Raw genomic sequence first — 25,982 nt, 5'->3', positions numbered from 1 at the left:
GTTTCCTCTTACTTTTCATACCGGATGGTCACGCTGCGGGCGTGGGCGTGCAGACCCTCGCGCTCGGCAAAGTCTGCAATGCGGGGCGCAACGGCTTCCAGCGCGTCCCGGGTGTAGTAGATGAAGCTGGACTTCTTGACGAAATCGTCCACGCCCAGCGGGCTGGAAAAGCGTGCGGTGCCGCTGGTGGGCAGGGTGTGGTTGGGGCCTGCAAAGTAATCGCCCAGCGCCTCCGGCACGTTGCGGCCAAGGAAGATGCTGCCCGCGTTGCGGACCTCGTTCAGCACGCCGAAGGGGTCCTCCACGCAGACCTCCAAGTGCTCCGGCGCGATGATGTTGCAGGCCTCGATGGCCTTGTGCAGGTCGGTGCAGAGGATGATCTTGCCATTATCGTCCACGCTGGCGCGGGCAATGGCGGCGCGGGGCAGCTGCGGAATTTGTACCTCCAGTTCTGCCTGTACCGCCTTGGCAAGGGCTTCGCTGTCGGTCACCAGCACCGGACTTGCCAGCCTGTCGTGCTCGGCCTGACTCAACAGGTCTGCCGCCACCCACGCGGGATCGCAGCTGCCGTCTGCCAGCACCAGAATTTCACTGGGGCCTGCGATCATATCAATGCCCACCTTGCCGAACACCTTGCGCTTGGCGGTGGCAACGTAGATATTGCCGGGGCCCACGATCTTATCCACCGCCGGGATGCTCTGGGTGCCGTAGGCCAGCGCCGCCACAGCCTGTGCGCCGCCGGTCTTGAAAATTTTAGTTACTCCGGCGGTGGCGGCAGCGGCCAGAATGACCGGGTTCACCTTGCCGTCCTTCCCGGCGGGGGTGGTCATGACGATCTCGGACACCCCTGCCACCTTGGCGGGGATGACGTCCATGAGCACGGTGGAAGGGTACGCCGCCGTGCCGCCGGGCACATACACACCGGCCTTTTCAATGGGAGTATATTTCTGCCCCAGCACAATGCCGGGGCGGTCGTTCATCACAAAATTCTTGTGCACCTGCTGGCGGTGGAACTGCTCGATGTTCTCCGCCGCCTGCCGCAGGGTCTCGAGGAAATACGGGTCCATGCCCGCAAAGGCTTCGTCGATCTCGGTCTGTGTCACCTGTAAATTTTCGATCGTTGCGCCGTCAAATTTCAGGGCGTAGTCCTTCAGGGCGTCGTCGCCACGGGCGCGCACGTCCGCAATGATGGCGTCCACCACGTCCTCTACGTTCTTTTCGGCGCGGATGTCCCGGTTCAGAATTTCCTCCGGCTTCAGCTCGTCAAAATTATACAGCTTTATCATTTCTCTTCCTCCTGCTTGTGCAAGGTGTCGCGCAGCTTTTCCAGCATGGTGTCCATCTGCCGGTGCTTGAACTGGTAGCTGGCCTTGTTGGCGATGAACCGCGCCGAGATGGGCATGAACTCGGTGACCACCTGCAGGCCGTTCTCCCGCAGGGTGGTGCCGGTCTCCACGATGTCCACGATGACATCCGAAAGCCCAAGGATGGGTGCCAGCTCAATGGAGCCGTTCAGCTTGATGATATCGATATCCCGCCCCATGGAGGCGTAGTAGCGTTTTGCAATGTTGACGAACTTGGTGGCTACCCGCACCGGGCGGCTGGGGTCGTCCCGGTAGCCCGCCGGGGCGGCTACGCACATCCGGCAGCGGCCAAGGCCGGTGTCCAGCAGCTCGTATACATCGGCGGCGGCTTCGGTCAGGATATCCTTGCCCACGATGCCCACATCGGCCGCGCCGTGCTCCACATAGATGGCCACGTCGCTGGGCTTGACTAGAAAATACCGGATGCCCGCCGCCGGGTTCTCCACCACCAGCTTGCGGGTGGCGTTGTAGTCCTCCGGGCAGCCGTAGCCGATGCCAGCCAGCAGATTGTAGACCTTGTCGCCCAGCCGCCCTTTGGGCAGCGCCACGTTCAGCATCACCTTGCCGGTGTCCTGATGCTGCACCGGCGGCATCGCGTTCAGCCGGTCCAGCTCGTCCAGATACACCGCAAAGCCGATAGCACCCGCCCCGGGGGTGAACTTTTGCAGCAGCAGGTCGTACCGCCCGCCCTTCAGCAGCGGGCGGGGCAAAGCCTTGAGATAGCCCTGAAACACAAGGCCGTTGTAGTATTCCATCTCACCGGCTAAGGTCAGGTCTAACCGGATGCTGCCGCCCGCCTGTCCCAGTGTGGGTGCTAAGGCGGTCAGCTCTGCCACGGCGGCAGTCATAGCGGGGTTGCGGCAGAGCGCTGCCGCCTTGGAAAGGGTAGCAGCGTAGCCGCCGGAAAGTTCCAGCACCCCGCACAAGGCGTCTGCCGCCGTTTCAGAAAGCCCCGCAGAAAGCGCGGCGGCGCGCAGCTCGTGGGCGTTTTTCTGCCGCAGCTTTTCCAGTAGCAGTGCCCGGGCGGCCTCCGGTACGCCCAGCGCATCGAACAGGCCGAACAGGTAACCCATGTGGCTGACCTCCAGCACCCACTCTGCGCCCAGCGCCGCCAGCGACTGCGCCGCCAGACACACCGCCTGCTGCACCTCGGCTTCGCCCACAGCGCCCAGCAGTTCCAGACCCATCTGGGAGATCTCTTTAAAGGTGTGGCTTTCGGCAGAGGGACGGTAGACGTTCTCGTGGTAGTAGTACCGCAGCGTCTCGCCCGGGGCGGGCTGTGCCGTCTTGGCAATGGACAGGGTCACGTCCGGCTTGAGCGCCAGCAGACGGCCATCCAAATCGGTAAAAGTGATGACCTGCTCCGACGACAGAAAGCTGCGGTTCTCCTGATACAGGCTGTACTCCTCGAACCGTCCCATGTGGTACTTGCGGCAGCCTGCCGTCTCGTACAGGCTGCGCAGCGCAAAGGAGGCACGCTCCTTTGGCTGCAGATGCTCCAGACTGAACTCCATCCTGCTCCCTCGTTTCTTTCCCTGCGCCGGCACAATTCCGGCGTCTCTATACACAAAAACATCCGGCGCGGCATCCTCCGCGCCCATAGTATGAAAGGCTTCTGTCCTTATTTTACTTTATCTGGGTAAAGTTGTAAAGCATGAAAGTGACGTCTTTTCCATTCTTATCCTACAATTTTTCAGTGCGTTTGTACAGAAAGGCGAAAATTTTTCAATCCATCAGCCCCTCTCGTGAAAATGGAGCACCGGAGCGTCCGCAGACGCTCCGGTGCTCCGAAATTATAAATATTCTTTCCGCTGATTATGGCCAGAGCAAAGCGGAGGCCATTCCAAATCGTCCCACCTGTTCGCAACCTTGTGTTCCGTCACACAAAGGCGTATACTGGGGCAAAAAGGAGGCGTTTGCCATGTGGTTCGTTTACGCGCTGGGGTCGGCGGTGTTTGCCGCCCTTACCTCGATTCTGGCAAAGATCGGCATCGAGGGGGTCAACTCCACCCTTGCCACCGCCATCCGCACGGCGGTGGTGCTGCTGATGAGCTGGGGCATGGTGTTCCTTACCGGTACGCAGGCCGGTATTGCGGAGATCTCCCGCCGCAGCTGGCTGTTTCTGGTGCTGTCCGGCCTTGCCACCGGCGCAAGCTGGCTGTGCTACTACCACGCGTTGCAGATCGGTGCAGCGTCCAAGGTAGTGCCCATTGATAAGCTCAGCGTGGTCATCACCCTTGCGCTGGCTTTTGTGGTGCTGCACGAGCCCTTTACCGCCAAAAGCCTCATCGGCTGCGCCCTCATCACCGCCGGCACACTGTTTATGGTGCTGTAACGGTCAGGGATGCACTCCGGGCGTTTTCATGGGGAAGAACGCATTACAAAAACCGTTCCAGCTGGATGCGGTTATCCTCTTCAAAATCCTGCAGCCGCTGGGCAAGGCGCTTTGCGCCCGGGGCAGCGTTGGGGTAGTCCTTGCAGCTTTTTACGCAGTCCACCACCCCCATGCCGCTGCCCTGTGTGAGCATCTCCGCCAGATTGCGTGTGGACTTGTCCGTGAGGGTCTTGAGCCCGATGCCCATTTTCGTGTTCAGCTTTGCCATGGTGCTCTGCCCCTGTGCGCTGCCGCCGCAGGCTTCTATGGCGGTGTGCGCCTCCTGATTGAGCTGATGATAAATGTTGCGCTGGCGCAGCAGTTCGGCCTTGAACTGTACATCGTTGGTCATGGGTAAAATCTGCTCCAAGGTGTTCTTGCCCATCTCGGTGTTCTGCACCACCGCTTCCAGCAGGTTCAGGTTGTCGTTTTTCTGGTTTTCCATACAAAAAATCCCCCTTTGGCACCTAGTATGTGCCCAAAGGGGGATTATATACGTTATTTCTCAGCAGATCTTATTGCCGCCGGAGATCTGGATGCCGCGCAGCCGCTCGTCACAGATGGCGTACAGGCGCTGCCAGCAGTTGGCGGCGCTGTCCAGCTCGTCCAGCCCTGCCACTGCGACGCTCAGGGTAAAGGGCACTCGCTTCATCATCCCCATGGAAGTGACGCACTCGTGGGGCATTTCGGCGTAGATATTCCGCATCTGCTCGGCCAGCTGGCCGCCGTCCATATCCAGACAGCCCACCACAAAGGTGGTGCCGGTCAGGCGGCAGACGATCTGACTACCCGGGATATCGAAATACTTTTTCCACTGGTTTGCCACAAAGCAGATCAGCTGATCCATCACCGGCTGACCGTAGGTGTCCCGCAGCTGCGCGCCGTGATCCAGCGATATCAGCGCCACAGCGGCCTTGCGCCCCTGCTCTGCCCAGCGGTCCAGCTCGGCGGCGATCACGGTCTCCAGATAGCGGCGGTTGTACACGCCGGAAAGAAAATCGTGGTTCAGGTCCTCGCGGCACAGCTCCCGCTCACGGGCGCTCATGCGCTCTTCCGGCAGCAGATTGCCTGCCAGCGGAGCGGACATGGTGATCCGCCACAGCTTGCCGTCTGCCCGCACCGTGCGGTGCAGCACACAGCTTACCCGCCCGTTGCACAGGGTATAGCTCACCTGCAAGCCCTCGTCCTGCCAGCCGGTGTCCTGTGGCAGCTCGTCCAGCAATACCGTCTCAAACGCAGCCTGTGCGCCCTCGACAAAGGCGCGCAGATCCTGCTCTGTCCATTCTCTGTCCATCTGTAATTTCCCCATCATCAGTACGCGCCGCCGCTTCCGACGGGCGAAATTCCAATTTTCCCACAAATCCGGGAACTTACGGCTATTATACCATTGAAATACAGATTTTTCCAGCAAAACGCACAAATTTTTACGGCAGTTTTTACAATTCTGTCAAATTGCTGATTTTTTCACGTTTTGAACGTCTGCATTGCAGCGGCAGTACACGGCGCATTCGGCTTCGATCTGCGCGGCAAGGGCTTTGGAGTCAAAACCGGCCTTGGCACGCCATGCCCAGTTGCCGCCCAGCTTGCCCGGGGTGTTCAGGTGCGCTTCGGCACCCAGACCCAGCCAGTCGTACATGGGAATGATGGCTCTGTCCGCCACCGAGCCCAGCGCCGCCCGCAGCAGCGCGGTGCGCGCGGCGGCAGTCTTGACCGCTGCCACCTCCTTGGCGGTGGGCTTGCAGGGGGTAAGGTGCAGATAGGCTGCGGCGGTGGCCTTTTCCTTTTCGGAAGCGCCGTTCTCCCACCAGTCGGTCAGGGTAGTGTTGTCGTGGGTGCCGGGGTAGACCACGCCGTTCTTGACGTGGTTATGGGGCAGATACTCGTTGTCCCCGCCGCCGAAGGCGAATTGCAGCACCTTCATGCCCGGGAAGGTGCTGTCGGCCAGCAGCTTGCGCACGCTGGGGAACAGTTCGCCCAAGTCCTCGGCAATGATGGGCAGCTTGCCCAGTGCAGCTTCCAGCGCATCGAACAGCTCCATGCCGGGGCCGTTCTCCCACTTGCCGGTGCGGGCGGTGGTGCTGGTGGCCGGGATGGCCCAATAGGTGTCAAAGCCGCGGAAGTGGTCGATGCGCAGCAGATCGTAGATGCCCAGTGCGTGGCGCACCCGCTGAATCCACCAAGCGTAGCCGGTCTTTTTGTGGTACGCCCAGTCGTACAGGGGGTTGCCCCACAGCTGGCCGTCTGCGGAGAAATAGTCCGGCGGACAGCCCGCCACCCGGGCAAAGCGGCCGTCGGCGTCCAGCTCAAACAGCTTGCCGCCCACCCATGCGTCCACCGAGTCAGCAGAGACGTAGATGGGGATATCGCCCAGGATCTGCACGCCCTTTTCGTTGGCATAGGTCTTGACGGCCTGCCACTGGACGCTGAACTTGTACTGCACAAACTTCCAGAAACCGATCTCCTCTTCGTTTGCGGCAGCAAAGGCGGCCAGTGCAGCCTTGTCGCGGCGGCGGTAGGGGGCGTCCCACTCCACCCAGTTCTTCATCTTGTTGGCGACTTTCAGCGCCATGTACAGGGCGTAGTCCTCCAGCCAGTCCTCGTTGGCAAGGGTAAAGGCGTAGTAGTCGTCGGGGTAGTAGTAGGTGCAGCCGTGCAGCCCGGCGCACTGGCTGCGCCATGCGGCGTAGGCCTTGCGCAGCACCGCAAAGCGGCTGACGTACAAAGTGCCGTAGTCCACTTCCAGCGGGTTTTTGCCCCAGCTTTCTGCCTTGAGGTCTGCGGCGGTCAGCAGACCTTCTTTTTCCAGCGCTTCCAAGTCCACAAAATAGGGGTTGCCCGCAAAGGCAGAGCAGCTCTGGTAGGGGCTGTCGCCGTAGCCGGTGGGGCTGAGCGGCAGCAGCTGCCAGATCGTTTGTCCTGCTGCAGACAGGAAATCCACAAATTGAAATGCCGCCTTGCCAAAGCAGCCGATCCCATAAGGGCCGGGCAGACTGGATACCGGCATCAGAATACCACTTTCACGCATGATCCGTTACCTTCCTCGCTGTCAATTTTCGGGAATATTCGTTGTTTCCTATCATAACATAACCGCAAACTATTTTCCACAGGCAAAAATCGTGGTATACTGGTTTTTATGGGGTACCCCCTCAGCTTCGCTGCGCTCAGCAGCTCCCCCAAGGGGGTGCCTTTGGCATGGTTGGAAAGTTTGTGGTTTGACCGGAAAGTTCCTGCCTGCTTTCAGCGTGCAAAGACGCTCCGCTGGGCCAGAGGCAGGGAGGGGTGTTCCGACTCCCCCCTCCCTACCTCTGGACTCCACCCACCCCGCAACGGGCCAAGGGCTACTCGCCCTTGACAATCCTAAAACAGAAGTCGAAGCACAAAAAAGCTAGCGCTGCGCCAGTCGGCGCTATCGCTTTAACGCTTTTTTCGCTTCTCCATTTATAGCCCCTCAGTCGCTGCGCGACAGCTCCCCCGAGGGGGAGCAAGCGGAGGGCATTTTCAATCGTTCTATCTACAGGAGGTACTCGCGCGATGCAGCGCACAGAAAAATATTTTGAGCAGGACGCTTTCCGCACCGGATGCGAAAGTGTCATCCTTGCCGCAGAGCCGGACGAAAAGACCGGCGGCGGGCGCATCGCGCTGGACGGCACGGTGTTCTACCCAGAGGGCGGCGGTCAGCCCGCCGACCGGGGCACGCTGACCCTGCCGGACGGCACGGTGCTGCAGGTGCAGGACGTCCACGAGCAGGCGGGCGTTATCTGGCATACGGTGGATGCCCTGCCCGCTGCCGCCGCGCCCGGCGCAGCCGTTGCCGGCTGCATCGACTGGGACTGGCGGTTCGATAAGATGCAGCAGCACACCGGCGAGCATATCCTCTCCGGCATCCTGCACCAGATGTTCGGGGCGGAGAACGTGGGCTTCCATGTGGGCACCGAGGCCGTGCGCATGGACACCAGCGTGCCCATCAGCCCCGAGGGGCTGCGGCAGGCGGAGCTTGCCGCCAACCGCATCGTGTGGCAGGATGTGCCGGTGCTCATCAGCTACCCCACCCGGGAGGAACTTGCCGCCCTTGTCTACCGCTCCAAAAAAGAGATCGAGGGGCAGGTGCGCATTGTAACCATCCCGGGCGCGGACGTCTGCGCCTGCTGCGGCACCCACACCCGCACCACCGGTCAGGTGGGGCAGATCAAGATCCTTGCCAGCGAGAACTACAAGGGCGGCGTGCGGCTGAGCGTGGTGTGCGGCGCCCGTGCACTGACGGCGGCGCAGGCCATGCGCGCCCGGCAGGCAGACATCGGTGCGCTGCTTTCTGCTAAGGCCGACCAGACGGCTGTGGCGGTGCATCGCGTCTACGACGAGTATACCGCACTCAAGTTTACACATTTTGGACTGTGCAGCCAGCTGTTTGACGCCCTTGCGCAGCTGACCGCGCCCGATGCGGACGCCATCCGCACCCTGCCGGGGCTGGACCCGGACGGGCTGCACCGGCTGGCTGTGCGCCTGACCGAAGCCACCACCGGCCTGTGCGCCGCCCTGACCCCCACCGAAAAAGGCACCGGCTACTGCCTTGCCCGGCGGGACGGCGATGTGCGCGCCCTGACCAAAGCACTGAACGCTGCCCTGAACGGGCGCGGCGGCGGAAAGCCCGGCATCTGTCAGGGCAGCTGCGCCGCCACCCCGGAGCAGGTGGAGAGATTTTTGAAGGAGAACAACAAACTATGAGAATGCGTTTCAAACCCTATGCCCACGACGAACTGATGGCCGCGGATTTCCATGTGCACGAACCCCTCATCTGGGGCGGCAAGTGGCACGGCCAGTATGCCCGCCCGGAGCAGCCCTTTATTCTGGAACTGGGCTGCGGCAAGGGCGGCTTCATCTCCCAACTGGCCTGCGCCCACCCGGAAAACAACTATCTGGGCATCGATATCACCGACAAGGTGCTCATCCTTGCCAAGCGCAAGATCGAAGCCGCCTATCAGGCAGCCGGACGCCCCATCGACAACGTGAAGATCATGAGCACCGATATCGAGCGCATCAAGGGCGTGATCACCCCGGAGGACGAGGTCAGCCGCATCTATATCAACTTCTGCAACCCGTGGAGCAAGAACGACTCCTCCCACAAGCACCGTCTTACCTACCCGCGCCAGCTGATCGCTTACCGCGAGTTTCTGAAGGACGGCGGCGAGATCTACTTCAAGACCGACGATGATGATCTGTTCCGGGACAGCGTGGAGTATTTCCCCGCCTCCGGCTACGACATCGAGTGGATCACCTACGACCTGCACGAGAACGAGCCGGAATGGAACATCCGTACCGAGCACGAGGGCATGTTCACCGAGATGGGCATTAAAATCAAAGCGCTCATTGCCCGCAAAAAGCCCGGTGCCGACAGCGTGACTTGGGTAGACCCCAAGGTGCTCAAGCGGATGGCACGCGAAGCTGCCGCTGCCGAAGCTGCCGCGCAGGAAGGCGAAGGAAATGTCTGACCCCTGTGAGCTGTGCCTGAATAATGTTCAGGACGAATACGGCAGCTACTACTGCGCGCAGGGCGCTGCGCTGGACGAGGACGAGATGGCACGCTATCTTGCCCACAGCACCGCTGCCTGTCCCTTTTTTGAGCCGGGGGACGAATATAAGATCGTATCCAAACAGAACTGAAGAACGGAGGTGCCTATGGTAAGCTTTCTTACCGATACCGTGGTGTGTGGGTTCTCCCTGTACCACATTCTGGCCTATTTCCTGATCTACTCCTGTATAGGCTGGTGTCTGGAGGTCATCTATGCCGCCGCCACCACCGGTCAGCTGGTGAACCGGGGCTTCCTCAACGGCCCGGTCTGCCCCATCTACGGCTTTGGCATGATCATCGTGCTGTTTGCCCTTACGCCCTTGCAGCACAGCATCCTGCTGCTGTATATAGGCGGCGTCATCCTGCCCAGTGCGCTGGAGCTGGTGGGCGGCTGGGCGCTGTATAAGCTCTACCACACCCGCTGGTGGGATTACAGCGATTTTCCCTTTAATATCGGGGGCTATATCTGTCTGGAATTCTGCCTGCTGTGGGGTGTGGGCACGCTGGTGGTCATGCGCATCGTGCACCCGGTGGTGGCCGACCTTGTAGCCCTGATCCCGCCCTTTGTGGGGGTCATCCTCATGTGCTTTCTGTACGCCGTGTATGCGGTGGACGTGGTGGCTACCGCCATTGCCGCCTCTGCGCTGGCCGATACGCTGGACACCATGGAGCAGCTGGGAGACAGTATCCACGCCGTCAGCGACGCCATGACCCAGCTGCTGGGCACCACCACCCTGAATGCTGACCAGAAACTGGACGAGGGACGGCTGCAATTCAAGCTTGCCGCCGCCGAGGCGCGGGACGCCGCCGGAAAGCGCCCCTCTGCCCGTGAGACGCTGGCTGCCATCCGCGCCAAGGCCGCCGAGGCCAGCGAAGCTGCCCGCCGCGCCAGCGAGGACGCCCGCCTGAACGCTGCCGAAGCTGCCAACGCCGCCCGCCTTGCTGCCAAGGGCACCGCCGAGCGCGCCGCCGAGCTGCTGCAATTGGAACAGCTGGCAGCAGAGCTGCAAGCCCGCAGTGAGGAGATGCAGGCACAGCTGCTGCGCACTCCCCGCATCGTGGGCCCGCGCCGTATGCTGCGCGCCTACCCGAAGCTCCGGCACGGCAAAAAGCTGCGCACCCTGCCCACATTGCGGGAGATGCTGCACCGCGCCGAGCAGGAAAACAAGGACGACAACAAGAAACCCAAATGACCCCGAATGCCGCACCGGCGCTGCCGTGTGTGGCATTTTTGTTGCGCTTTGCTCGAATAATGTTGTTATAAAGTGTGAAAAAACTATTTCAAAACGACTGAAACCGTGTTATACTGATTATAAAGTATACAAACCGACCGCAATCGGCTTATCCGCATTCAATCTATCCAAATTGTGAGGAATCGTCATGTCAGAGGAACGAAAGACCAAAACAGATGCCGCCGCACCGGCATCTGCTGCGTTGGAGCGAATCGACCGCAAGGACGCATTTTTACAGGCCCTGCATACATTCCTGACCGCGCATCAGGGAACGGAATGGGCTGTCGCCGCTGTGGATATCCAGCACTTCAAGCTTTATAACGAGCTTTATGGCACCGAAAAGGGCGATGCTCTGCTGGAAACTGTGGCAAACTGTCTGCTGGGCTACAGCAAGCAGACCGGCTATCCTGTGGGCTATTTTGGAAATGATGACTTTTTCCTGTGCCTGCCGGACGAAAAAGCCGAGCAGACCGCTGTGCTTGCCACGCTGCAAGCCTGCATGAATGCCGGCAGACAGGATGTCACCTTCTTTGTGGTAATGGGCGTGTGCCCCGTGCAGGCAAACTCCGGCGCGGATGCTGCTACCCTGTGCAACTACGCGCAGATCGCCGGTGTAACGACAGACAGCGGCTACCTGCACCGCTTTGAGCCCACCATGCTCAACGAGCTGAAAGAACAGCAGCAGCTGCTGGGCGAGCTGGAGCACGCACTGGACAACCACGAATTCTGCTTCTTTTTGCAGCCCAAGTGCAACAGCATCACCCGCGCCATCGTGGGTATGGAAGCGCTGGTGCGCTGGAATCACCCCACCCGGGGCTGTGTTCCTCCCGCCGAGTTCATGCCGCTGCTGGAGCGCACCGGCCTTGTGACAAGGCTGGACCAGTACATCTGGGAATCCGTCTGCCAGACCCTGCAGAAGTGGCAGGAAAGCGGCAGCAACCTTGTACCGGTGTCGGTGAACGTTTCGGTGCAGGATATCCTGAACTTGGATGTGCCGCAGATCTTTGCAGATCTGGTGGAAAAATATAAGCTGGAGCCAAAGCTTTTGCTGGCTGAGATCACCGAGACCATGGTGGCCGAGGACACCCAGATGGTGGAAAGCGCCATTCAGGGGCTGCACCGCAAGGGCTTCTCGGTCATGATGGACGACTTCGGCAGCGGGTATTCCTCGCTGAATATGCTCAAGGATACCAACGTCGATGCCATCAAGCTGGACATGAAGCTCATCGACATGAATCAGGAGAACCGCAGCAAGGGTGTGCAGATCGTGGAGTCGGTGGTGGATATGGCACACCGGCTGAACCTGCCCATCATCGCCGAGGGCGTGGAGACCCCGGAACAGGTGTCCATGCTGCAAGCCGCAGACTGTCTGTACTCGCAGGGCTACTATTTCTTCAAGCCCATGCCGGTGGAAAACGCCGAAAAACTGCTGGCAGATCCCACCAATCAGGATTACTGGGATCTGCGCCGCGACCTGATGCGCCGTGACCGCCGGGTGGAGAACCCGAGCACCGAAAAGACTGCGCTGGCCTTGCAGGCGTACCAGATCTTTACCGATAACGTGCTGGAGATCTCGCTGCTGAACCTTGCCACCGGTGCGTACCGGGTGATCAAGCGGGACGCCCGCCTGCTGGGTGCGGATCTGGAAAAAGAAGAGGATTTTGTCAACTACTGCGACCGCCTGGTGAACGAGAAGATCGTGCACGAGGAGGACGCAGACCTGTTTTTGGAGCAGACCGATCTGGAGGCCTTGCGCTCTGTGCTGTACCACGCCACCGCGCCGGAGTTCTACCGCTACCGCGAGAACGTGTCCGGCCAGTATATCTGGGTCACCACAGAGATGCTGCCCTGCCGTGGCTGCTGCGCCCAGAACCCGTGGGCGACCGTGCTGGTGCGCAACGACGCACAGGCCGACCAGCTCAGCGAGGAACTGGACTTCTCTTACAGCCACGACACCCTGACCGGCCTTGCCAACCGCAGCCGGTACGAAGCCGACCTGCGGGAGCTGCCCAACAGCGGGTACGAATCCGTGGTGTGCACCTACATTGATGTGGTCGGGATGCACGAGGTAAACGAGCATCTGGGGCACCGCAGCGGCGACACCCTGCTGTGCTGTCTGGCAAACGCCGCCCGCAAGTTCTTTGCTACCAGCCGGGTGTACCGCATTGGCAGCGATGAATTTGTCATCCTGACCCCCAACGAGCCGCCTTACAGTGTGTGGAGCACTGCAGACCGGATGCGTGCCTTCCTGAAGGAAAAGGACTATGCTATTTCCGTAGGCATCCAGCAGACTACCGACCTGCGCCATCTGGACGAAGCTGTGGCCAAGGCCGAGGCTGCCATGCGGCAGGACCGGCAGGCTTACTACGACCACAACGGCCACGCCCGCCAGCTGGAAGGCCTGAACGAAAAGATGGAGCGCACCTTGCAGGAAAAGCGGGACGCGGAGCACTTTTTGAAGGTGCTTGCCCCCAAATACAAGACCGTAATCGTGGTGGACTTGCAGGAGGACACCGTGCGCCCCGTTATTGTGCCGGATTACTTCCAGTCCGTTCTGGACACCTGCGGCGGCTCTTTCCGCGCTGCGTTGACCAACTACCGCGACACGTTGGTAGCGCCCGAGGACAGAGAAAACTTTGCAAAGTTGTTCGATTTCGGCCTTGTGCGCAGCACCGTGTTCAGCAGCAACCTGCTGGAGCACCGCTACCGCAAGACGGATGGCCGCAGCTTCTGCATCCGTGTGACCCCCTACTCCCGCAGCGGCTCCCATATCAACGAGGTGCTGTGGATCTTCGCGGATGAAGATGTAGAGTAAAATATTCTTGTATGCTATAAAAGCAGCCAGACCGTCCGGTCTGGCTGCTTTTGCGTTTGTCGGGGATAAATGCCGTTTTCCTCCACGACCCTACCCGTGAAAATGCGTTTGGAGCGCTCCGCAGAGCGCTCCAAACGCGAATTATAAAATATTCTTTCCGCTGATTATGGCCAGAGCGCAGCGGAGGCCATTCCAAATCGTCCCGGCGGCAGGATGCCCACTGTCTTGCAAAAGCGCAGGGATGTGCTATAATAAAAATCACTTATTCCATACAATACATGTGGGTATATGGGCGGCTGCCCGCTGAGCCCGCAAAGCAAGGAGCTTTTCTATGCAGCATCTGTCCCGAACCGTTTCTCCCGCCCTGCCGCACCCCTGCCTGCGGGCGCTGCGGGCGGCTTTTCCGCAGACCATCCCGGTGCTGGCGGGTTATTTTGTGCTGGGGCTGGGCTACGGCATCTATGTGCAGTCCTTGGGGCTGCCGGTGTGGATGCCCATGCTCATGGGCACTGTTGTGTACGGCGGCTCGCTGGAGTTCGTGCTGGCAAGCCTGCTGCTGGGCGCGTTCTCGCCGCTGTCGGCCTTTCTGATGGCGCTGATGATCCAGGCGCGGCACCTTTTCTACGGCCTTGCCATGCTGGAGCGCTATAAGGGCTATGGCTGGCGCAGCTTTTACATGATCTTTGCCATGAGCGATGAGACCTTTTCCATCACCTGCTCGGCAACGCCGCCGGAAGGGGTGGATAAGGGCTGGTTCATGTTCTTCATCACCCTGCTGGATCAGCTTTACTGGGTGGGCAGCGCCGGGCTTGGGGCTGCGCTGGGCACTGTGCTGCCCTTCAGCACCGAGGGCGTGGATTTTGTCATGACCGCAATGTTCACGGTCATCTTCCTGAACCAGTGGGAAAAAGATCAGCAGCACGGCAGTGCCCTGATCGGGCTTGCCGTGCCGCTGGTATGTCTGGCAGTATTCGGTTCCGGCAGCTTTCTGCTGCCGTCCATGGGCGGCATTCTGGTGCTGCTGCTGGCCTTGCGCCGTCCGATGGAAAAAGCAGCCGGGGAGGTAGAGAAATGACAGCAATTCAGATGGGGTTTACCATTGCGGTGTGCACCGCCGCCACCATGCTTACCCGGTTTTTGCCGTTTCTGATCTTTTCCAGCAAGGAGCAGCAGCCGCCGGAGGTGGTGCGGTATCTGGGGCGGGTGCTGCCCGCCGCCATCTTCGGGATGCTCATCGTCTATTGCCTGAAGGGCGTTACCCCGTTCTCCGGCAGTCATGGCATCCCGGAAGCGCTTGCGCTGCTGGCCACCATCGCGCTGCACAAGTGGAAGCACCAGACCCTGCTCAGCGTAGCCGGGGGCACCCTTTGCTATGTACTGCTGGTGCAGCTGGTGTTCTGAAAAAGCGGCTCAGTGATAGAAGGTGTCAAAGTTCACCTGACGGTAGAACCGCTGCTGCAGCTGGTCAAAGCTTTCGCAGTTCTGCGCCAGCAGCCACATACTTTTGGTCACCACCGCCTCGATGGTCATATCGTGGGCTTCCAAGAAGCGGAAGCGGTTGCGCACCCGCTTGCCCACCTCGTATACGCCCACGTCGCTGCCCTCGTAGGTGACTTGCGTGGTCATGATGAGCACCTTGTGGGTGGTCTCGTAATCGCCCAGCCCGGCGGCAAAGGCGTCCATCAGCTGCTGCGGGATGCCGCCCACACCAAAGCTCTCCACGATGACGCAGTCGTACAGGTGGAAGATCTCCGGGATGAGCGCCGGGGACATGCCCGGGGTCAGCTTGAGCAGGAACACCCGGCTGTCCAGCGTGCGGCTGAACTCCACCGGGCCGGTGGGCCACGGCGAGGGGATGTACCGCACCAGCCGGTCGCCCTGCACCAGCGCCAATTCCGGGAAGTTGACCGAGGCAAAGGCGTCGTAGCTGATGGTCTTGTTCTTCTTGGCGCGGGTGCCCGCGATGACGTGCCCGCCAAACACCACCATCACGCCCCGGCTGCCCGGGTCGATGGCGCAGACCACGCTGTCCCGCAGGTTTTTCTTGGCGTCGGTGATCTCGTTGGAGATGGGCTGCTGCGCGCCGGTGAGGATGATGGGCTTATCCGCGTTCTGGATGAGATAAGAGAGCGCCGCCGCAGAGTAGGCCAGCGTATCCGTGCCGTGGCAGATGATAAAGCCATCGTACAAGGCGTAGTTTTCCTGAATGGCGCGTGCCATCATGAGCCAGTGCTCCTGCCCGAGGTCGGTGCTGTCGATGCTGCACAGCGCCAGCGTTTCCGGGCAGCACAGCTCCTTCAGCTCCGGCAGATGGGCAAGCAGTTCCTCGCTGCTAAGCACGGGCTTCAGCCCCTGCTGGGTGCGCACGCTGGCAATGGTGCCGCCGGTGGTGATGAAAAGCAGACGTTGTTTGGACATAAAGCAAAAGCCCCCTGTGGCAGAAATTTCAACGTGAGACCAGTATAACATACTCCCCGGGGCTTGAACAGTGCCCGCCGCTCAAAATAAGAAATCTGTTTTTGAGACCTGACCCGGGACAAAAGCCTTCACCCCTTGGGGGGAAGGTGGCGCGCAGCGCCGGATGAGGGGTAATTTCCCGTAAGCAGCCGCTTGCCTGCGCCCTCATCAGTCACCTGCGGTGACAGCTTCCCCCGACCGGGGGAAGCCTTCATTCGGAAAATTGATCTTCATGCCCCCAAAAAGTTTTTGCGACCCGGTCACAGAAATCAGCGCGGCTTTGGTGTATAATAAGGGCAATGAACCATGCAAAGGAGCAACACCATGTCCAACATCGTCATCGTAGGTTCCGGCCCGGCGGGGGTGTCCGCTGCCCTGTACGCCGTGCGCGCCGGGGTGCAGACCACCGTGCTGACCAAGGGCTCCGGGGCGCTGGCGCGCGCCGAAACAATCGAAAACTATTACGGCTTCGCCCAGCCGGTCTCCGGGCCGGAGCTGGAACGCCGCAGCATCGAGAACGCCCGGCGGCTGGGGGTGCAATTCGTGCAGACCGAGGCCGTGGGGCTGACATGGACCGACCGTTTGACCGTGGAAACGCTGGCAGGCGCGTACCCGGCAGACGCGGTCATTCTGGCAACGGGAGCTTCCCGCGCGGTGCCCCGCATCCCGGGGCTGACCGGGCTGGAAGGCCACGGCGTAAGCTGGTGTGCCGCCTGCGACGCCTTTTTCTACCGCGGCAAGGACGTGGCGGTGCTGGGCAGCGGCGAGTACGCCCTGCATGAGGTGCAGGCGCTTTTGCCGGTGGTAAAAAGCGTTACCCTGCTGACGAACGGCGCAGCCCTGACCGCAGACTTCCCGCCCGAGGTAACCGTCTGCACCCAGAAGGTGGAAGCCATTCTGGGCGAGCAGACCGTCACCGGCGTGCAGCTGGCGGGCGGCGCGGTGCGGGAGGTGTCCGGCGTGTTCGTGGCGCTGGGCGTGGCGGGCAGCACCGCACTTGCCCGAAAGCTGGGCGCTGCCGTAGAGGGCAGCCGCATCGTGGTGGACGACAAAATGCAGACCACCGTGCCCGGCCTGTACGCCGCCGGAGACTGCACCGGCGGGCTGCTGCAGGTGGCAAAGGCGGTCTATGAGGGCGCACTGGCGGGTACGGAAGCCGCCAAGGCGCTGCGAAAGGGGTGAGCCGTATGGCTGAAACATCTCCGCACGCCCGGTGTCTGGCCTGTGCGTTTCCGTTCTGGGAGCAGCTGACCCCGGCAGAGCAGGAGCGGCTGTGCCGCTTTACCCGCCCGGTGCACTACGCCAAGGGCGCCCGGGTGCACAGCCCGCTGGAAAGCTGTGTGGGCATCCTTTTGCTGCGCAGCGGGCAGCTGCGCAGCTACCTGCTGTCCGAGGACGGCAGGGACGTGACGCTGTACCGCCTGTTCGGCGGGGAGGTGTGCATTCTGTCCGCCTCCTGCGTGATGGACGCGGTGAACATCGACCTCTACATCGACGCCGAGGAGGACACCGAAGCGCTGTGCATCAGCGCGGGCATCTTCCGGCAGCTGATGCAGGAAAACGTCTATGTGCGCTGCTACGCCTACCAGATGACGGCAGAGCGCTTTTCCGATACCATGTGGACGATGCAGCAAATTCTGTTCATGAGCGCCGACCGGCGGCTGGCGATTTTTCTGACCGATGAGCTTGCCAAGACCGGCGGCGCGGACCTCCGCATGACCCACGACCAGATGGCAAAGTACATGGGCTCTGCCCGCGAGGTAGTGAGCCGGATGCTCAAATACTTTGCGCAGGAGGGCTGGGTGCGGCTGTACCGCGGCGGGGTGCAGGTGCTGGACAAGCAAAAGCTGCAGGCGCTGGCAAGGGGAGAATAAGAGTAAAAAATAACACCGGAGCGTCCGAAGATGCTCCGGTGTTGTTCAGTTTATCTTCAGGAGATCGCGTCCACGTCCCACTTCATGCGGACGGCGTCGGCGCCGTCCAGCTTGATGTGCAGCGCACCGGCGTTGTCCAGTACCTGCTCCGGCTTGCGGGCACCGCACAGGACGTGCAGTCCGGGGATCATGCGGGCGGTCATAGCGATGACCAGCTGCGCCATGGTGCAGTCGTACTTCTCGGTCAGGTCGCCCCACTTTGCCAGCAGTTCCAGCGCCTGTGCCCGGCGGGTGGGCTGGAAGCAGGGGTTTGTGTTGCGGGTGCTGCCCTCCGGGTAGGTGGTGTCCATGGTCACCTTGCCGGTCAGAAGCCCCTGCTCCAGCGGGGAGTAGGCCTGTACTGAAACGCCCAGCTCCTTGCAGGTGGGCAGCAGCTGCTTTTCAATGCGGCGGGTCAGCAGGCTGTACTTTTCCTGAATGACGTCCAGCTGGCCGTAGCGGCAGTAGCCCCGGATGATGTCAGAGGTGACGTTGGAAGCACCGATGGCGCGGATCTTGCCCTGCTCCTTCAGCTTCATCATGGCTTCCATGGTCTCTTCCAGCGGGTACACGCCAAAATCCGGGCTCTGCCAGTGGGTGTACAGCACGTCCAGATGGTCGGTGTGCAGACGGCGCAGGCTGTCCTCCACGTCCTCGATGATGCTCTTGGCGGAAAGGTCGCGGTACACCTGTACCCCGTCCACAACCTTGTGCAGGATGGGAGACTCGTGCCGCCACTCCAGGCCGCATTTGGTGGAAAGCACCACCTTGTCGCGGTCGATGTGCTTCATGGCCTCGCCCACCACTTCCTCGCTGTGGTACAGCCCGTAGATGGGTGCAGTGTCGATCCACTGGATGCCCTGCTCCACGGCAGTCTGGATGGCCTTTACGGACAGTGCATCGTCGTTATCGCCCCACCATGCACCGCCGCCGATGGCCCATGTACCCATGCCCAGAAACGGCACGGCAATGCCGCTTTTGCCAATATTGATATTCTGCATATACTTTACCCTCCATGCCAGCAGTGTTCCCCGCAATGGGAACCCTCATTCCAATGTCTGGCATACTTTGTTGTGTTTTTTATTCTATAAAAAAGAACTGCGGAGCGCAGGTGCACTCCGCAGCGCTCTTTTATCAGATGTTGCCGAACTCGCTCAGCTGCAAGCTCTCGTTGTGGGTCTCGGCCCAGCGCACCGCCCAGTCGGAGGTGAACAGCAGCAGACGGTTGCCCTTCATGTCCTCCACAGCCTTGGTGTCGCTGGTCAGGTCAAGATCCCGCAGGTTGTAGGTGTCGGGGTCGTTCTGCACCCAGCGCAGCTGCTCAAAGGGCAGCTGCTGCATGCGGATCTCCACGTTGTACTCGGTGTTCAGACGGTACTCCAGCACTTCCAGCTGCAGCACGCCGACCACGCCGACCACCACTTCTTCCATGCCGCCGCCCACTTCGCGGAAGATCTGGATGGCGCCTTCCTGCGCGATCTGCTCCATACCCTTCACGAACTGCTTGCGCTTCATGGTGTCCTTCTGCTCAATGCGGGCAAAGTGCTCCGGGGAGAAGGTGGGGATGCCTGCGAACTGGACCTTCTTTTTGCCGGTGCACAGGGTGTCGCCGATGGAGAAGATGCCCGGGTCGAACAGGCCGATGATGTCGCCGGCGTAGGCCTCGTCCACGATGGCGCGGTCCTGCGCCATCAGCTGGGTGCCGGTGGCCAGCTTGATGTTCTTGCCCTCCTGCACATGGTAGGCTTCCATGCCGCGCTCGAACTTGCCGGAGCAGATGCGCATAAAGGCAATGCGGTCGCGGTGGGCCTTGTTCATGTTGGCCTGAATTTTAAAGATGAAAGCGGAGAACTCGTCCCGGCAGGGGTCCACCGGCTCGCCGGTCAGGCTGTCCACGCGTGCCAGCGGGGCAGAGGTGAGCCGCAGGAAGTTTTCAAGGAAGGGCTCCACGCCGAAGTTGGTCAATGCAGAGCCGAAGAACACGGGGCTCAGCTCACCGCGCAGCACCTTGTCCAGATCAAACTCCTCGGCAGCGCCGTCCAGCAGCTCGATCTCGTCCACCAGCTGCTGGTGCAGATAGGGGGTCAGCAGCTCGTCCAGTGCGGGGTCGCCCAGCTCGGCCTCGGTCTCGCTGACCTTCTTCACGCCGTTGGCGCGGCCATCGCTGGAGAAAGCCAGCACCTTGCGCGCGTTGCGGTCGAACACGCCTTTGAACTCCTTGCCGCAGCCGATGGGCCAGTTCATGGGGTAGGTCTTGATGCCCAGAATTTCCTCGATGTTCTCCATCAGCTCAAAGGGGTCGCGGGCTTCGCGGTCCATCTTGTTGATGAAGGTAAAAATGGGGATATGGCGCAGGGTGCACACCTTGAACAGCTTGATGGTCTGCGCCTCAACGCCCTTTGCGGCGTCGATGACCATGACGGCAGAGTCTGCCGCCATCAGGGTGCGGTAGGTATCCTCCGAGAAGTCCTGATGGCCGGGGGTATCCAGAATGTTCACGCACTTACCGGCATAGTTGAACTGCAGCACCGAAGAGGTGACCGAGATACCACGCTGCTTTTCAATGTCCATCCAGTCGGACACGGCGTGCTTGGCGCTCTGCTTGCCCTTGACGGAACCAGCCTGATTGATGGCTCCACCGTACAGCAGCAGCTTTTCGGTAAGGGTGGTCTTACCTGCGTCGGGGTGGCTGATGATGGCGAACGTCCTGCGGCGTTCGATCTCTTCACGATTTGTCATAGATCGTAGTTTCTCCTATAAAAATTGCCTTTGCAAGGCAGAGAATAAATGGCAGACAGGTGGTGTCTTACATGGGAGCCTCCATCCTGCTTTCTGAGAAAACCCTCTCCGGCCTGATGTCAGCCGTGACTGAGAGGGTTCTTGTTTTTACACATACGCACCTTATTCTATACGAAAACGCGTGATAATGCAAGGGTTTTCGTTATTTTTTCAGGATCAGGCAGGGCAGAGGGGCAGTTTCGGCCCAATTGGCAAAATCACACACCAGAACGGTGAAACTTTTCAGTGGAAGTGCCCGCAGAAAACGCAGCACCGCCTGTTTTTCGTCCGAGCCGATGACCGCCCCGCTGTACAGGATGGCGCTCACGATGCCGCCGGGGCGCACCGCCTGCAGCGCCGCCTGCAAGGCGGGGATGCTGCTCTGCGCGGTGGAGAATACCCCGTGGTCCGCCCCCGGCAGCCAGCCAAAGTTGAACATGACTGCATCAGCAGTGCCGGGCTGCACATACTGTAATAAGTCGGCGTGGCTGCCGCAGATAAGGCTGTACCGCTCGGCGGGCACATTTGCCTGTTCCAGCCGGGTGCGGGTGGAGCGGATGGCTTCGGGCTGCACGTCAAAAGCCAGCACCCGCCCGGCGGGGGCGGTCAGTCCGCACAGAAAGGCGGTGTCCCCGCCGTTGCCGCAGGTGGCATCCACGCACAGCTGCGGGTGCACCAGCCGGGCGGCTAAAAAGTCCTGCACAAATTTTACTGCCGTCAGGTCCGGGGTGCGGCGGCGCACCAGCTGCCCGCCCTCGGCGGCAAAGCCGAATTTGCCCCAGAAGGCAAGCTCGGCGGCGTTTTCCGGCAGCGGGGCGGTAAAAACTGTGGCAGCTTCCCGGTCATAGCCGCCAAAGCTGCGCAATACTTCTTTTAACAGGTAGGAGCCGTAGCCCTTGCGTCGCCACCGGGGCAGGATGCACAGGGCGGTAAGCTGTGCGCCCTTGGGGGCGGGGGAGAGGGTGCACTCTCCGATGCAGTCCTTTTCTTTATACAGGGCAAACCCCTGTTCGGTGCGGCGCAGTTCCATAAAAAGCTCCTCCTTGACGGGCCAATGTTCTTCCCTTACAATAGCAAGCGGCGGCGCGGCTGTCAAGGGCAGAAAAACAGGACCGCATTTCACATATTCTTCACGGCGCAAGCGATTGATTTTCACATTTGGCAGTTACAATAGGGACAGTTCAAAGGAACAGATGTCCCTGCGGACCGGCCTTTGAGGGAAGGATGTAGTAACATGGAAAACGAGAACAAGTGGGAATACGATTATTCCGCTTCCAATAACGAGACCGGCTACCCCAACGTGGGCAGCAGCGGCATGAACACGGCAAACCAGTACAACGAGCCGGAAGCGCAGCCTGCGCGCCCGGCCGATACCGCCCCGGCAGACGGCGGCAGCGTGCCGCCCACCCCGCCGGAGCAGCCGCAGTACAGCGCCCCGCAGCAGCCGGAAAAGCCCCGCCGCAAGAAGAAGTTCAATGGCAAAAAGCTGGCACGCAGCGCCGTGGCGCTGGTGCTGGCAGCAGCCATGGGCTTTGCGGGCGGCTTTGTGGGTGCAAAATACGGCGGCGGCAGCAAGGTGGTCATCCAGCAGGTGGAGCGCCCGGCCAGCTCTGACAGCAGCACCGACAGCACCGGCAATTCCATCAGCGCCACCAGCGGCACCGGTCTGAGCACTGCACAGGTAGCTGAGATGGTCAGCCCCAGCGTGGTGGTCATCACCACCGAGCAGGTGGTCTACTCCCAGTGGTCGTGGTACGGCCAGAGTCAGGTGGAGAGCGGCGCCGGCAGCGGCGTCATCATCAGCTCGGACGGCTATATCCTCACCTGCGCCCATGTGGTGAGCGGTGCTTCCAACATCACCGTGAGCATCGGCGACAAGGATTACCCCGCTACGCTGGTGGGCGAGGATACCACCAGTGATATCGCCGTGGTGAAGGTCGATGCTACCGGCCTGACCCCTGCCACCGTGGGTAACAGCGACAACCTGAAGGTGGGCGAAAGCGTCATGGCCGTGGGCAACCCCTTGGGTGAGCTGGGCGGCACCGTGACCAGCGGCATCGTCAGCGCCCTGAACCGCAGCGTCAGCATTCAGGGTTCCAGCTCTGTCAACACCATGTCCCTGATCCAGATGGATGCCTCCGTCAGCCCCGGCAACTCCGGCGGCGGCCTGTTCAACATGAACGGCGAGCTGGTGGGCATCGTCAACGCAAAGTCCTCCGACAGCGATGCCGAGGGTCTGGGCTTTGCCATCCCGGTGAATGACGCCGTCAAGGTGGCGCAGGAGCTGCTGGAAAACGGCTATGTGACCGGGCGTCCCTATCTGGGCATCAGCTACTATGCCGTGACCGACGCCCAGACCGCCGCCCAGCTGGGCGTGAACGCCTACGGTGTCTACATCGTGGAGGTAGTCAAGGGCGGCCCTGCCGACAAGGCGGGCTTGCAGGCCGGTGACCGCATCGTGAGCGTGGACGGCAGCGAGGTTGCCACCCAGAGCGACCTTGGCACCCTGATGCAGGACCACAAGGCCGGTGACACCATCGAGATCACCGTCGCGCGCGGCGGTCAGATGCAGACCGTTAACGTCACCCTTGGCGAAAAGGGCGCAGAGAATAACTGAAAATAGTAAAAAGGCGAGAGTCCTCCGTTTTTTCGGAAGGCTCTCGCTTTTTTGTTTGTACCGCGCTCTGCGGGGGCAGAGGCTGTTGCCGAGGGATGTTCTCTTTTGACACCAAAAGAGAACCGGAAAAGTGCATTGCGCTCCGCGGGGTGACTTTCTGCTTGTTTTCAGCGTGCAAAGACGCTCCGCTGGGCCAGAGGTAGGGAGGGGTGTTCCGATTCCCCCCTCCCTACCTCTGGACTCCACCCACCCCGCAACCCGTCGTCAAGGGCTGCACGCCCTTGACAATCCTAAAGAAGAAGTCGAAGCACAAAAAAGCTAGCGCTGCGCCAGTCGGCGCTATCGCTTTAACGCTTTTTTCGCTTCTCCATTAAAAGCCCCTCAGTCGCTGCGCGACAGCTCCCCCCGGGGGAGCGGCTGCGCTCACAAGCTTTGCGGTTTAGCCGGAAACTGTACCGCCATGCCAAAGGCTCCCTCTCCGAGGGAGCTGGTAAAACCGTCAGGTTTTGGCTGAGGGAGTTCGTTCCAAACCCCTCCCGTGAAAAAGTAAATCGGGAAAATCCGCAGATTTTCCCGATTTACAAATTACAAATAATTTTTCCGCTGAATATGCGCAGAGCAACGCGGCGCGCATTCAAATCGTCTTACACCGCACCAAAAACAGTTGCGCTGTACGGCGCAAGGGGGGCATTGCCGGTAAAAATGCGGCTTGGGCCGCGCCACAGGCTGGAAGAGGTGCCATCGCTCAGCAGTTTCCACCGCCCGGCGGGCAGGGGAACGGTGCAGGCGGTTTCGGTGGGGTTATAAAAGACGCACAAAGCGCTCCATGCTGCGCCGTCTCCCCAGACGGCGGGCAGCGTCCAGCCCACCAGCGGCTGCTCCAGTGCAAAGAACTGCAAAGCCTCCGGGGCGTGACGGTCGGTGCTGCCCAGCCGGGGAAAGGCTGCCCGCAGCGCCAGAAGCCCCCGGTAGTAGTCCACGAGGGCGTGGTACTGCTCGGCGCGGTTCCAGTCCAGACGGTTCAGGGTGGGGGAGGAGCGATAGCTGTTGCTCACGCCCTTTTTGGTGCGGGCGAACTCCTCACCTGCCTGCATGAAGGGCAGGCCGAAGCTGGTCAGGTAGATGCCCGCCGCCAGCCGGTTCTGTGCCAGCGCCACGGTGTCCCGGGCGGTGAACTCCGGCTTTTCGTACCGGACGCAGAGCAGCTTGTCCCACAGGGTAAAGTTGTCGTGGGCGGAAACATAGCTCACGATCTGGCTGGGCGCGTGGGGCGGCAGACGGTCGCTGCGGCACCATGCCGCCACCGCTGCGCCGATATCCCAGAAGCTGCCGGGCTTGCCCTCCACATAGCCCGGCTCCCGGGCATCGAAGCAGCCGCCCTTGATGGCGTCCCGGGTGTCGTCACAGAAGATGCCAACCCGCTCGTTGAGCATGGCGAGGTTGGCTTTGTTGGCTTCGTACCGGTGCAGCTGGCTGGCACCGCCCTGCCACGGCTCGCCGTACAGCAGGATGTCCCGCCCGCCGGGCAGGCTGTCCAGTGCGGCGCGCACCGCGTTGATGCTCTCGGCATCGTACAGGCCCATCAGGTCGAAGCGGAAGCCGTCGATGTGGTACTCCTTTGCCCAATAGAGGATGGAGTCGATGAGGTACCGCCGCGCCATGGGGCGCTCGCTGGCAAACTCGTTGCCGCAGCCGCTGCCGTTGGAGAAGCTGCCGTCCGGGTTTTGCCGGAAAAAGTAGTAGGGCACGGTGCTGTTCAAGGGATTCTCGGTGCGGTAGGTGTGGTTATACACCACGTCCATCACCACCCCGATGCCCGCTGCATGGAGCGCGGCGATCATCTCCCGGCACTCCCGGATGCGCACCTCGCCCCGGGTGGGGTCGGTGGAGTAGCTGCCCTCCGGCACATTGAAGTTGGTGGGGTCGTAGCCCCAGTTATACTGCCGCAGCAAAGGTTTTGCCTCGTCCACGCTGCCAAAGTCGAAAATGGGCATCAGCTGGACGTATTTTACCCCCAACCGCTTGAGGTAGTTCAGGCAAGTGGGGTGGATGCCATCGCCGTGCAGGGTAGTGCCCTGCTGGGTAAAGGCCATATATTTGCCCCGCCACGCCGGGCGTACCCCGCTGGCGGCATCCTGCGAGAAGTCCCGCACGCTCACCTCCCACACGGCGCGCTGCGCCGGGGGGATATTGGGGCGCACATCCCGCTCCCACCCGGAGGGCGCGGTGCGGGCAAGGTCTACGATCATGCTGCGGACGCCGTTCACCCCCGCCGCCCGGGCGTAGGGGTCGCCGGTCTCGCGGGTGACGCCGTCCACGGTGACGGCAAAGGTATAGTAGCGGCCGTGCTGCTCCCCGGGCAGCCAGACGCTCCACACCCCCTGCGCTCCGCGCACAAGGGACTCTGTGCCCAGCACGGCACCGCCGTCTCCCTTGTGGTATAAGGTCACAGTGACCGCCTCGGCGGTGGGTGCCCACAGCCGCAGACAGGTGCCGCCGGGGGTGTAGTCCGGGCCGAGGGGGCCGGTATAATAGTTTTCGCGGTGGAAGGGTACGTTTTCAAACAGTGTTTTCCACTGGGCAGGCGTTTTTGCAGCCATGGTCAGCTTCATTCCTTCTTATAAGATTCGTTATATTCAGTGTATCGGACAACAGGCTTTTTTTCAAGAGGGAATCAACTTTTACCATGGAAATCAATCTTCCTATGAAGCCGTCCCCTTGGGGAAGGTGGCATCGCCGTAGGCGATGACGGAAGGGGTACTTCCCCCGCCGCGCGGCTGTTTCCGCAGGAAACCAGCGCGGCAGCTGCCGTTCCCCGTCACGACCCCTCCCCGTGAAAATGGGATAGCGGAGCGTCCGCAGACGC

At 61.0% G+C, this 25,982-nt stretch carries 21 protein-coding genes; 11 read left to right on the top strand and 10 right to left on the bottom strand.

All coding sequences use genetic code 11. The features are described from left to right. Positions 1 to 8: 8 nt before the first annotated feature. Positions 9 to 1,286, bottom strand: a complete 1,278-nt coding sequence (gene hisD / locus DXB44_RS05835; protein WP_118658063.1) for a histidinol dehydrogenase — start codon at positions 1,284 to 1,286, stop codon at positions 9 to 11. Further along, positions 1,283 to 2,878: an ATP phosphoribosyltransferase gene (gene hisG / locus DXB44_RS05830; RefSeq protein WP_118658062.1), complete on the bottom strand. Its 1,596-nt coding sequence runs from the start codon at positions 2,876 to 2,878 to the stop codon at positions 1,283 to 1,285. The genes hisD and hisG overlap by 4 nt, the downstream gene beginning before the upstream one ends. A gap of 407 nt (positions 2,879 to 3,285) precedes the next feature. Here hisG and DXB44_RS05825 point away from each other — a divergent pair, with 407 nt between their 5' ends. Beyond that, positions 3,286 to 3,699 carry an EamA family transporter gene (locus DXB44_RS05825; RefSeq protein WP_118658061.1) on the top strand — a complete coding sequence of 138 codons (414 nt, stop codon included), beginning with the start codon at positions 3,286 to 3,288 and terminating at the stop codon, positions 3,697 to 3,699. 43 nt (positions 3,700 to 3,742) lie between these two features. On the opposite strand, the gene DXB44_RS05820 is transcribed toward DXB44_RS05825, so the two are convergent. The 3 genes from DXB44_RS05820 to malQ form a co-directional block, all read right to left on the bottom strand. Further along, a complete protein-coding gene (locus tag DXB44_RS05820) occupies positions 3,743 to 4,183 on the bottom strand; it encodes a hypothetical protein (RefSeq protein WP_006735368.1) in 441 nt (146 codons plus the stop codon). A 60-nt stretch (positions 4,184 to 4,243) separates the two neighbouring features. Continuing rightward, entirely contained in the window at positions 4,244 to 5,050 is an 807-nt protein-coding gene (locus DXB44_RS05815; RefSeq protein ID WP_243111036.1) for a GGDEF domain-containing protein, read from the bottom strand. Between the two features lie 135 nt (positions 5,051 to 5,185). Further along, positions 5,186 to 6,763 (bottom strand): 4-alpha-glucanotransferase, encoded by a 1,578-nt coding sequence (gene malQ / locus DXB44_RS05810; protein ID WP_118658059.1) that lies wholly within the window; start codon positions 6,761 to 6,763, stop codon positions 5,186 to 5,188. Positions 6,764 to 7,269: 506 nt separating this feature from the next. Here malQ and DXB44_RS05805 point away from each other — a divergent pair. From DXB44_RS05805 to DXB44_RS05775, 7 genes are all read left to right on the top strand, one after another. Then, the gene (locus DXB44_RS05805; RefSeq protein ID WP_118658058.1) at positions 7,270 to 8,460 is read left to right on the top strand and encodes an alanyl-tRNA editing protein; all 1,191 of its coding nucleotides are present in this window, start codon (positions 7,270 to 7,272) and stop codon (positions 8,458 to 8,460) included. Next, positions 8,457 to 9,224 (top strand): tRNA (guanosine(46)-N7)-methyltransferase TrmB, encoded by a 768-nt coding sequence (trmB, locus tag DXB44_RS05800; protein WP_055186195.1) that lies wholly within the window; start codon positions 8,457 to 8,459, stop codon positions 9,222 to 9,224. Before DXB44_RS05805 ends, trmB begins: the two co-directional genes overlap by 4 nt. After that, positions 9,217 to 9,396 (top strand): DUF6472 family protein, encoded by a 180-nt coding sequence (locus tag DXB44_RS05795; protein ID WP_118658057.1) that lies wholly within the window; start codon positions 9,217 to 9,219, stop codon positions 9,394 to 9,396. The genes trmB and DXB44_RS05795 overlap by 8 nt, the downstream gene beginning before the upstream one ends. Before the next feature lie 15 nt (positions 9,397 to 9,411). After that, a complete protein-coding gene (locus tag DXB44_RS05790) occupies positions 9,412 to 10,497 on the top strand; it encodes a putative ABC transporter permease (RefSeq protein WP_118658056.1) in 1,086 nt (361 codons plus the stop codon). Positions 10,498 to 10,684: 187 nt separating this feature from the next. Continuing rightward, positions 10,685 to 13,351 (top strand): EAL domain-containing protein, encoded by a 2,667-nt coding sequence (locus DXB44_RS05785; RefSeq protein ID WP_118658055.1) that lies wholly within the window; start codon positions 10,685 to 10,687, stop codon positions 13,349 to 13,351. 331 nt (positions 13,352 to 13,682) lie between these two features. Continuing rightward, on the top strand, positions 13,683 to 14,426 hold the full coding sequence (locus tag DXB44_RS05780) for an AzlC family ABC transporter permease (RefSeq protein ID WP_118658054.1): 744 nt from the start codon (positions 13,683 to 13,685) through the stop codon (positions 14,424 to 14,426). Continuing rightward, a complete protein-coding gene (locus DXB44_RS05775) occupies positions 14,423 to 14,752 on the top strand; it encodes a branched-chain amino acid transporter permease (RefSeq protein WP_118658053.1) in 330 nt (109 codons plus the stop codon). Before DXB44_RS05780 ends, DXB44_RS05775 begins: the two co-directional genes overlap by 4 nt. Positions 14,753 to 14,761: 9 nt before the next feature. Here the strand turns inward: DXB44_RS05775 and DXB44_RS05770 are convergent, their stop codons facing one another. After that, positions 14,762 to 15,769 (bottom strand): asparaginase, encoded by a 1,008-nt coding sequence (locus tag DXB44_RS05770; protein WP_015537162.1) that lies wholly within the window; start codon positions 15,767 to 15,769, stop codon positions 14,762 to 14,764. Between the two features lie 363 nt (positions 15,770 to 16,132). On the opposite strand from DXB44_RS05770, the gene DXB44_RS05765 reads away from it, so the two are divergent. Next, positions 16,133 to 16,990 (top strand): NAD(P)/FAD-dependent oxidoreductase, encoded by an 858-nt coding sequence (locus tag DXB44_RS05765; protein ID WP_118658052.1) that lies wholly within the window; start codon positions 16,133 to 16,135, stop codon positions 16,988 to 16,990. A gap of 5 nt (positions 16,991 to 16,995) precedes the next feature. Beyond that, positions 16,996 to 17,682, top strand: a complete 687-nt coding sequence (locus DXB44_RS05760) for a Crp/Fnr family transcriptional regulator (RefSeq protein ID WP_118658051.1) — start codon at positions 16,996 to 16,998, stop codon at positions 17,680 to 17,682. Positions 17,683 to 17,738: 56 nt separating this feature from the next. On the opposite strand, the gene DXB44_RS05755 is transcribed toward DXB44_RS05760, so the two are convergent. The 3 genes from DXB44_RS05755 to DXB44_RS05745 all read right to left on the bottom strand — a co-directional run bounded on the left by DXB44_RS05755 (position 17,739) and on the right by DXB44_RS05745 (position 21,529). Beyond that, positions 17,739 to 18,722, bottom strand: coding sequence for an aldo/keto reductase (locus tag DXB44_RS05755; protein WP_118658050.1), 984 nt, complete (start codon positions 18,720 to 18,722; stop codon positions 17,739 to 17,741). 133 nt (positions 18,723 to 18,855) lie between these two features. Beyond that, positions 18,856 to 20,460 (bottom strand): peptide chain release factor 3, encoded by a 1,605-nt coding sequence (locus tag DXB44_RS05750; protein ID WP_006735394.1) that lies wholly within the window; start codon positions 20,458 to 20,460, stop codon positions 18,856 to 18,858. A 202-nt stretch (positions 20,461 to 20,662) separates the two neighbouring features. After that, the gene (locus DXB44_RS05745) at positions 20,663 to 21,529 is read right to left on the bottom strand and encodes a bifunctional GNAT family N-acetyltransferase/class I SAM-dependent methyltransferase (protein ID WP_243111034.1); all 867 of its coding nucleotides are present in this window, start codon (positions 21,527 to 21,529) and stop codon (positions 20,663 to 20,665) included. A gap of 204 nt (positions 21,530 to 21,733) precedes the next feature. Here DXB44_RS05745 and DXB44_RS05740 point away from each other — a divergent pair, with 204 nt between their 5' ends. Next, positions 21,734 to 23,116, top strand: coding sequence for a trypsin-like peptidase domain-containing protein (locus DXB44_RS05740; protein ID WP_118658049.1), 1,383 nt, complete (start codon positions 21,734 to 21,736; stop codon positions 23,114 to 23,116). Positions 23,117 to 23,760: 644 nt separating this feature from the next. On the opposite strand, the gene pulA is transcribed toward DXB44_RS05740, so the two are convergent. Then, positions 23,761 to 25,728 carry a type I pullulanase gene (pulA, locus tag DXB44_RS05730; RefSeq protein WP_118658048.1) on the bottom strand — a complete coding sequence of 656 codons (1,968 nt, stop codon included), beginning with the start codon at positions 25,726 to 25,728 and terminating at the stop codon, positions 23,761 to 23,763. Between the last annotated feature and the right edge of the window lie 254 nt (positions 25,729 to 25,982).

The sequence above is a fragment of the Faecalibacterium sp. OM04-11BH genome, from assembly GCF_003482185.1.
Classification (GTDB): Bacteria; Bacillota; Clostridia; order Oscillospirales; family Ruminococcaceae; genus Faecalibacterium; species Faecalibacterium tardum.
Note: the sequence above shows the minus strand (reverse complement) of the source record. Positions and strands in the feature narration are given on the sequence as shown.